The organism is Caballeronia sp. EK, from assembly GCF_014384845.1.
Lineage (GTDB): Bacteria > Pseudomonadota > Gammaproteobacteria > Burkholderiales > Burkholderiaceae > Caballeronia > Caballeronia jiangsuensis.
The window spans coordinates 66,802-73,146 of record NZ_JACSUE010000024.1 but is presented as its reverse complement, the minus strand read 5'-3'; the positions used below and the strand labels follow the sequence as shown (position 1 = coordinate 73,146).

7 protein-coding genes are annotated in these 6,345 nt (G+C 57.9%); 6 read left to right on the top strand and 1 reads right to left on the bottom strand.

The window, feature by feature from the left end:
• The 6 genes from IAG25_RS37730 to IAG25_RS37705 form a co-directional block, all read left to right on the top strand.
• Positions 1-961 (top strand): DUF2345 domain-containing protein (locus IAG25_RS37730; protein WP_187609390.1); only part of this gene is annotated, 961 nt, incomplete at its 5' end.
• A gap of 23 nt (positions 962-984) precedes the next feature.
• Complete coding sequence (locus tag IAG25_RS37725) at positions 985-1,944, top strand: hypothetical protein (RefSeq protein ID WP_187609389.1); 960 nt, start codon at positions 985-987, stop codon at positions 1,942-1,944.
• Between the two features lie 14 nt (positions 1,945-1,958).
• Entirely contained in the window at positions 1,959-2,975 is a 1,017-nt protein-coding gene (locus IAG25_RS37720) for a type VI immunity family protein (protein ID WP_187609388.1), read from the top strand.
• Positions 2,976-3,142: 167 nt separating this feature from the next.
• Positions 3,143-3,583: a hypothetical protein gene (locus tag IAG25_RS37715; RefSeq protein ID WP_222946829.1), complete on the top strand. Its 441-nt coding sequence runs from the start codon at positions 3,143-3,145 to the stop codon at positions 3,581-3,583.
• A gap of 130 nt (positions 3,584-3,713) precedes the next feature.
• Entirely contained in the window at positions 3,714-3,965 is a 252-nt protein-coding gene (locus tag IAG25_RS37710; RefSeq protein ID WP_187609386.1) for a PAAR domain-containing protein, read from the top strand.
• A 9-nt stretch (positions 3,966-3,974) separates the two neighbouring features.
• Positions 3,975-5,222, top strand: a complete 1,248-nt coding sequence (locus IAG25_RS37705; protein WP_187609385.1) for a hypothetical protein — start codon at positions 3,975-3,977, stop codon at positions 5,220-5,222.
• Between the two features lie 311 nt (positions 5,223-5,533).
• Here IAG25_RS37705 and IAG25_RS41800 read toward each other — a convergent pair whose 3' ends face one another.
• The gene (locus tag IAG25_RS41800; protein ID WP_255504263.1) at positions 5,534-6,064 is read right to left on the bottom strand and encodes a hypothetical protein; all 531 of its coding nucleotides are present in this window, start codon (positions 6,062-6,064) and stop codon (positions 5,534-5,536) included.
• Positions 6,065-6,345 lie beyond the last annotated feature (281 nt).

The following is a 6,345-nucleotide window of genomic DNA, read 5'->3' as shown; positions in this document are numbered from 1 at the left end:
ATTGCGCTCGGACGAGCATGTGGCGGTGCGCGCAGCGAAGGGCGTGTTCATCTCCGCCGATGCTCAGTTTGCAGCGAACGGCAAGCAACTCGACATGCAGCCTGCTCAAGGTCTGCTCGAACAGGCGTATCAGCAGATGCAGTCGCTCTCCGAAGCGGCCAAGGCAGCTCAGGCGATCGCAGCGGATTATGAGAAGCAGAAGCAGTTTCTCGACGAGACTCTGACCCAACTGAAGAAGGCGGGCGTGCTGGTCAGCGCTCCAGATGGAGTCGGTCTCGTGTCGGGCTCGCATATGCAGTTCAGCGCGAACCAGAATCTAATCGCAACAGCGGGCGGTAGCGCGGACATTGGCGTGCTTAGGCGATTCACCGTCGCGGCGGGCGACGCGATTTCGATGTTCGCGCAGCGCATGGGGATAAAACTATTTGCAAAGGGGAAAGTGGAGGTTCAGTCGCAGAGCGACGAAATGGCTCTTTCGGCACTTAAGGATTTGAGCATTTCGAGTGTAGGTGGCCGCCTTGTTCTCTCGGCGGCCAAGGAAGTGTGGATCGGAGCCGGAGGTTCTTACATCAAGATCAATGCCAATCGAATCGAGTATGGGACGCCCGGTGATATCTACGAGAAGTGTTCGTTCTGGGGCAAGCAAGAAGCTGCATCGATGCAGCTCACTCTTCCCAACTTACCCGACGGCAACCTTTACGAGCAAAACTTCAAAGTTGTGAGCCATTCAGATGGTATCGCAATTGCAGGCGCTCGCTATCAGATCAGGACGGCGAGTGGCGGATTATTCTCTGGTCGGGCTTCAGATGCTGGTGTGACCCGGTTGACCGTTACTAGTCCGGCTGAACGACTTCAGATTCGGGCCGCGGCCGCAGATGCCGATGACTACCACCTGCACTACTGCGACGCCTACGGGAATAAGGTCTGCAATGGCGACAACGCTATCAATCGCATCATCTGATACACATTCTATTGAGAGTAGAAATGGGACCACGGGCTCCAAAAAATGCTGAAGAACCGAAGTATGGTGCCGACGCGACCAGGCTGGAAGCCACCACACCGGTGATGCCTCTTGCTAATCCGCTCGATAAAAGCTACCTCTGCGGTAAGTGCTGTCCTGCGCTTCGGGAGCCACTGATCAACCGCTTGGGCCATCCAATGTACCAGCGCACGGTGACTCGTTCAATATGGGCCGACAACATGTTAGCGAAGCAATATTGGCGCTACAAGGGCGAGGTCGGGTATGACATGACCAAGGAGCCGCCCGCCCCGATCATGTCTGCCAGCGATCAAACGCGGCCGAGTACGTTTCCGCTTTCGGGGATGCAGTCGACCAATCGCGCCGCCCACGTGGCGGCGGAAACGGCGGCCGATACCGCGAGCGATCCACTTACTCGACGGGAACTCGAGGCAGCAGGTGGCAAGCGTCTGCGCATCCCCGATGTAATCGTGCTCAAATGCTCACCTGAACTGCTAAAAGAAATGAAAGCCGGCGCAGCAGACATTCGGCACTTCATCCCAGCGCAGAAAAATATTGAGCGCATCGTTGAAGTCAAATTCGAAGGTGATTTTCTCGACGAATTTCAAGCGCTCGCTTATAAAGACATCGCTGGTGGCGCTGAATTCAATCAGTTGCAACCCGAGCACGCTGATTCCGAGTTGGGCTGTCAGTGTAAGGAGAAGCGGCGCCCGACTCGCGACGTTCCTGTTTTCGCACCGGCACCCGTACCCGCTCGTATCACCGCAAGGCGTCCGGCCCCGACGAAATCCGAGCCCGCGCCGGGCTCGCAAGGGATGCGCCCGCTTAATGAAACGCTGGCTGCTACGCAGACCAGTCAGGTGTCCGGTTGGGAAGTCGTTCTGGTTGGCGTGATAGTTATCGTCGCGATTGCTGCGGCACCCGAAACTGGCGGCGGCTCGCTATTGCTGCTGGCTGCTCCCTGATTCAAGGATATCCCATGACGCCCAAAGAGCTTTCTGATTACGCTTACGACTGCAGCTATCTTGCGCCGGACAGCCATGAGCCTGACTATCGCTATGTGGTCAAACTTGTGCTGCGCGCTACGTTGTTTTTTAGGGATGGACATACACCAAAGATTCGGCAAGCGCTAAAGGCGTGCTTCGACGAGTACTTCGCTGCCTATGGCAATGAGTTGCAGTGGGGCTGGGATCCGCAGCCTGAGAATGAACCGACGCCGTGGCATTTCGACGAGCAACTGATCGACCTGACAAATGAGGCGTTCACAAGTATCAAGGCTGACGACGGTATGGTCCTCGGTTTCGTGAGCAGCCTGAACCCCCACTATGTGGGCGATTATGGGATCAAATGTTTGACCCGCCCAGATTGGGAACAGTCAATTGGTAGGGACAGCTCGTACCTCAGTTTCTGGGTGGCGTGTGACGCGGTGCAGAACGGCCAATGGGATGGCGGGTCCTTTCCATTGCATGATTTTGTGCTCGCATGCTGTAACCGGCTCAATGCTACCCAAGGCTATGCAGGTTTCGCGCTTGCATTGCCACATGAATACGCCCGTTGGGAGCCTTACGAACTGGAGCTTGCGCAAAAATACTACGGAATAGAAATTGACAATCCGATTAACACGATCGGCATGATTCAGAATTGGCGCGGTATCAAAGCAATCAATTGGTACACGGTGCTGGGTGGGCACTATGTGCACAAACTGGGTGGAATCCGAACGATCCGTTCTCAACTCGCCGACCCAGCATTCCGGTTCTATGAGTTTGCGGAAGGCGGCTTGGTGATCCGCGCGGGCGATGGTCCGGAAATGGGAGACGTTGCACGAGGTGCTCCGCCGTTGTACGTCGCCGTCAACCGGGCCGTCCTCCCTGCCAGAACGACCGAAATCCGATCGATGGGACTGGGGTCAAACGCGGGCGAGTTACGCTTCAACCGGCGGCTGACTGATTTGTGGCTACGCCGCTTCGATGCCCCCGGCATCTGGCCTGCGATATAACGATGAGACAGACGATAAGCCGCGTTGGACCTTGTAACGGAACGCACGGTCCTTCGGTCGTAGGATGCCAAACTCGACGTGATAGGGCAGGTCAGGCACGGCCGACGTTTTCATACGTTTTTCATTTTTTCGATATGCGAAAAGAATCATTTCCAATGGCTATCGCAATGACAGTAGTAGTTGTTTCCAGTTCGATTGCGAGTGCGTCGGCATCGACGACGCTCAAGACGTATCGAGCATCGGAAGCATCAACGGTCGAGCCATACGAGGGAACGATCGTGTTGCACGATAACGAACGGAACTCGGTTGGCAAGCGCGCGCTTACCTATCGCATTGCGCTGCGTTCGTCGACTTGTAGTTCGATATTAGAAGGTTCGGCTTTTCTATCTGCTGTGAAGGACGAGATGGGAGACGATTCTGCCTTCTTGCGTAACGGCGACGTCGTAAAGACGAACATCTTCAGAGGGAAAGGTATCGGAGGCGACGTCACGATAATCATGGATGTCGAGTCTAAAAAGCCCAGATACGCCGGCGTGTCTGTAGATAAAGCTCCCATAATCGCTGGCGGGTGCGCGAAGGAGAAGAAATTCGATATCGACTTTTACTGAGGAAAATCAGCTTCTCTATGCGCGATATCCGATATCCGATGTATCGACGCACGAATACTAAGAAACAGATCGCTAGGGTGTTGCCAACGTACGGCCCCGGCGGCTTCCGCGTTTAATAAAGGACCTTCTAGTGATCAATCTAATCCGTCTGGGCGACGCCACCGACCACGGTGGCCGCGTCATCACCGCGTCGGCCACTATGAGCTATGACGGTCGAGCCGTCGCCCGCAAGGGCGATGAGGTGACCTGTCCAAAGCACCCGGACATCAAGCCCAATCTGATCATCGATGGCGATGAAGAGACGATGGACCATGGCATGCCCGTCGCTCGCCACGGCTATCGCGCGATGTGCGGCTGCCATCTGATCTCCAGCCTCATTTGAGCGTTGCACATGCCTGTCGTATTGCCTTCGGTTGAGTCGCCAGAGCTTCGCCCGCGACCGGCCAATCCGTTTGTCTGGCTTGGTCTGCTGCTCGCCTTCATGGTGGCAGGTGTTGTCATCACCCTCGTCACGTGGCCGAAGGGCGAGTCGACCGGCACGCTCGAGTTCTGGCTTTCGCTGTTAGCCCGCCCCGTGCTCTTGTGGGGCGTCGCGCTGGGGCTGCGTCTAATCTATTTCGATCAGGAAAGCGAGCGCCTCGACGCGGTGAATGAGGTGCTGCGCGAGGAACGGGATAGAGCGCTGCAGTACGCGAGCGAACCGCTAGCCGCCATGGCTTGCGCCTACCTCACCGGCGCAGGCGATACAGGATTGGCCGCCAATATCCTGCAAGGCGCGAGCGTGCTGGAGGCGCGCACGTCCATCGACGGACGAGAGGGAGTTCGACACTCGGCGCTCGATCTCGCGAGCGACGACGAGAATCCATCCCGCTATCGGGTTTGTTTCGCCCGGTTGATCGCATCCATGGAGAGGACGGTGCGCGGCTTGCCGCTGGACGTTCCCTTCGGAGTGCGCTTGCAGTTGCCAGCAGACGTCGATAGGGAAACACTACGCCAGACCTGGCAGACATGCTGGGACGAAAAGTCGATGCGCCGCTGCGAGGCGAAGCTCGTGCCGAACGAGCAGGGCATCATGGCGCTAGACGAATGGCTCGACTGTCACGGTGGCCCCGCGTTGGAGAACGTGCTTCTTTTCGTCGCCGTCCAGCTGCACGATGTGCCTCCTCGGAACAGCGCGGAGGTGGCGAGCGCCGTGCTCGTCGGCTGGCCTCAGTTGCTTTCTCGGCAAGAGATCGCTTATCTCGGAGCGCTGCATCGCCCGGTGCAAGGGCAGCGCGAGGATCTTAAGTCCTGCGTGTCGACAGCGCTGCAGTGGGGCCGAAGCACGGCTGCAGAAATCGGCGATCTATGGCAGGCCGGTCTTGAGAAGGACGACAAAGGCGCGGTGAATCAAATCATGTCGGACCTGAAGATCGGCGTGTCGAGCGGAAATGATTTAAGCGGAGTCCACGACATCGATCTGGCGCTGGGTCAACCCGGCTGCGCGTCGGGGTGGCTTGCGCTTGCGTTGAGCCTTGAACACGCGGTGAAAACAGATAAGCCACAGTTAGCGGCATGGAGAGAAGGTGTGTTGCATTTCGCTGTCGTGCAGCCTGTCGTTCGGCCCCATCAATCAGAAGTGAAAGAAGTGAACGCATGAAGTTTTTTCGCAAGCCTTCGGGCTATTGGGTTCTCGTCGTTGCATTGACGATCGGCGTTGCCTTGTACGCCTGGTTTCATGGCGAGGGTATTGATCCCTCGCCTCTCAAACGTGTTGGATATGTTGCTTTCATCGGCATGTTCGCGCTGACGGCGCGCGCTCGCCTAACAGGCCTGTGGCGCACCGTCGTGCGTAAAACTCCACGCGACGATGCCAGGCGATATGAACGAGACGCGTCTGCGCGTGCGACGACGACCGATAGTGACGCAGGCGAAGTCGTGGCACGCCGGCGCTACGATCTGGAGTCTACGTTACGCCATCGTTATGGATGGCGCTGGCGATCTCTGACGCGATGGATCGCAGTGGTCGGTGACGAAGCGCGCGTCAAATCCGTGGTGCCGGGACTCGTCGATGCGGGCTATGTGATCGCCGGCGATACCGTGCTTATTCACGCGAAGCAAGACCGGGAGAACCTCGACGCGGGTTGGTTGAGGCAGATCCGGCAGCTGCGTCGGCGCCGTCCTGTCGATGCGATTGCTGCGCTCACGCACACATCCCCTAACTTCGGCGGTGCCGCGAACGGGGAGCTTCTTGCTCAAATGCTGACCCGTCACGCGCGCACTCTGCGATGGGCCGCGCCGGTCTATCTGATCGAAGTCACGGACTCTGACGTTGATGCGTTTCACGACGTCGACATCGTGGGCAAGACGTGGCGGCGGACGTATCAATCGGGTGAACTGGCGCAGTCCCTGCATAAACTCGCTGGACGTCTTGCGAATGCTGGCGTAGCACGGTTGGCACAGAATGCCAGCGACCGCTACCTCGCCGAACTGTCTGTCCATATCGAAAAATCCCGCGCGGCGCTGTGCGATCTGGTTGCGCGGGCGAGCGAGTCGCGCCTGGTACGGAGTTCAGTGCAGGGACTACTGTTCGCGCCGCTGACAGTCAAAGGCGCGGTCACTCAGTTGGCTCGACAAGCGGACGTCCCGGCATCCGCTGATGAACAACACACGCAGCTTGCGCTTTGGACCACCATCGCTGCCCACAGCCGCACGGTCCACGGCCACCGCGTCGGCTTTTCATTGTCGACCGCAGCAGCCTGGGCAACAAGCGCCGCCGCTGC